2 protein-coding genes are annotated in these 1,742 nt (G+C 71.3%); both read right to left on the bottom strand.

Annotation, left to right across the window (positions count from 1 at the left end):
• On the bottom strand, nt 1–906 hold a 906-nt coding region (locus ASG96_RS17345; RefSeq protein WP_162262049.1), incomplete at its 3' end, for a phage tail tip lysozyme.
• 28 nt (nt 907–934) lie between these two features.
• A complete protein-coding gene (locus tag ASG96_RS17350) occupies nt 935–1,684 on the bottom strand; it encodes a D-Ala-D-Ala carboxypeptidase family metallohydrolase (RefSeq protein WP_056751126.1) in 750 nt (249 codons plus the stop codon).
• Nucleotides 1,685–1,742: the final 58 nt, after the last annotated feature.

Genomic DNA, 1,742 nt, shown 5'->3' on the forward strand with positions numbered 1-1,742 from the left:
GACCAGCCCGGTCTTGGTCTGGTAGGCCCTCACCGCCGAGTACGTCGCCGGGCCGAACGACCCGTCGACGGTCAACGCGTAGCCGGCGTCGACGAGCTCGCGCTGCAGGCCCTTGACGGCCTCGCCGCTCGCGCCCTGGCGCAGCACGGGCAGCAGCGAGTACCACGTGTTGTCGCCGACGACGCCGTCGACGGACAGCCCGTGGGCGGACTGGTAGCTGCGCACCGCGGAATCCGTTGCGGGGCCGAAGGACCCGTCGGCGGTGACGCTGCGGCCCGACGCCCTGAGCAGGTACTGCACGGTGCGTACGGCCGCCCCGCTGCTGCCGCTGCGCAGCACCGGCAGGCTCGTCTCCGTCGTGCTGCCGCCCGTGCCACCGCTGCCGTACTTCGACAGGACGTCGTTGGCGTACGCGATGCGCTGGGTCGTCGCGCACGTGCCGCACCGCTCGAACTTCTGCATGAAGACGGTCGTCGCCGTGCTGACGGAGGTCGACGCCCTCAGGTCGGCGAGGCCGTAGGCCGAGAAGGTCGACAGCTCGTACCACGTGAAGTCGAGCTGGGCCGTGAGGCTGTAGCGGCTGCGCGCGCTGAGCCCGGCGTACCAGACCACGTTGTCCCGGGAGTCGGTGTCCCAACGGCCGCCCTCGCTCCACTGCGCGATCCCCATGCCGGGTCCGCTGGGCTGGTTGGCGTAGGGGTTGATCGGGCTGCCCGACTCCTGGATGAGGTTGCCGACGATGCCGGCGGACTGGCGTTCGGTGAGCCCCTTGGACACGAAGTAGTCGAAGGCGATCTCGTCGTTCGAGGCGGCGAGGGCGCTCGGGGCCGAGACCACGCCGAGGATCGCCACGGCCACGCCGGCGAGCAGCCCGGCGACGGTCCTGCGGGCGGTGCTGGTCTTCATCTGGTCCTCCGATCCCCCGCCGCGACCTTCACCAGCCGGCACATGCGTCCGCGTCCCAGGCGATGCTCGTCCGGATGTCGACGTGGGCGTGGTCGTCGTGGGCCGGGTAGCCCGGACCGAAGATGCCACCGAAGCCGGCGTAGCGGGCCTGCTTGGCGATGCTGCAGATCGAGGTGGCGCTGTCGCCGGGGACGAGGTCGAGGGCGCCGCCCGTGAGGTGGATGCTGTTGCTCGCACCACCGACAGAGGCGTTGCAGGCGGAGTCGCGGTAGCCCGACGTGACCTTGAGCGGGTGGTCGCCGAGCTGGTGGCGCAGCGCCTCGGCCCGCCACAGGGCGCGCTTCATGTTCTCCTTGTTGGCCGCCGTGCCCGTGAAGCCCCGGCCGCAGTTGTAGCTCGCCTCGGCGTAGGTGAAGTGGAGCGGCGAGCAGTCGGGGTCCTGCAGGGCGTAGATCTTCGAGAACGTCGCGGGGCCGGCGACCCCGTCGGCCGTGAGGCCGTATGCCCTCTGGAAGTTCGTGACGGCGGCCGTGGTCTGCGGGCCGAAGGAGCCGTCGATGCCCATGACCTGGCCGCGCGGCACCCAGCCGGCGACGCGGATCTGGAGCTGCGTCACGTCGGAGCCCGACGCGCCGGAGCTCAGCGTGCGGGGCCACGAGTAGCACTCGTCGGCATGGGCGGTGGGTGCCGTCGCCGTCACGGTGGCGGTCGCGACGCCGAGGCCTCCGAAGGCGATGGCGAGTGCGGCGATGACGCGTGTGAGTCGGTTCCTGCGCATGCGATGTCCCTTTCGTGAGCTGCCTGTCCCTACAGGCCGAGCGTGTCCGAGTGGCGCG

Origin of the sequence: Terrabacter sp. Soil810 (assembly GCF_001429645.1) — a bacterium.
Taxonomy (GTDB): Bacteria; Actinomycetota; Actinomycetes; order Actinomycetales; family Dermatophilaceae; genus Terrabacter.

Coding starts and splice junctions, on each gene's coding strand:
- ASG96_RS17350 (WP_056751126.1), bottom strand. CDS start 1,684: ATGCGCAGGAACCGACTCACACGCGTCATCGCCGCACTCGCCATCGCC.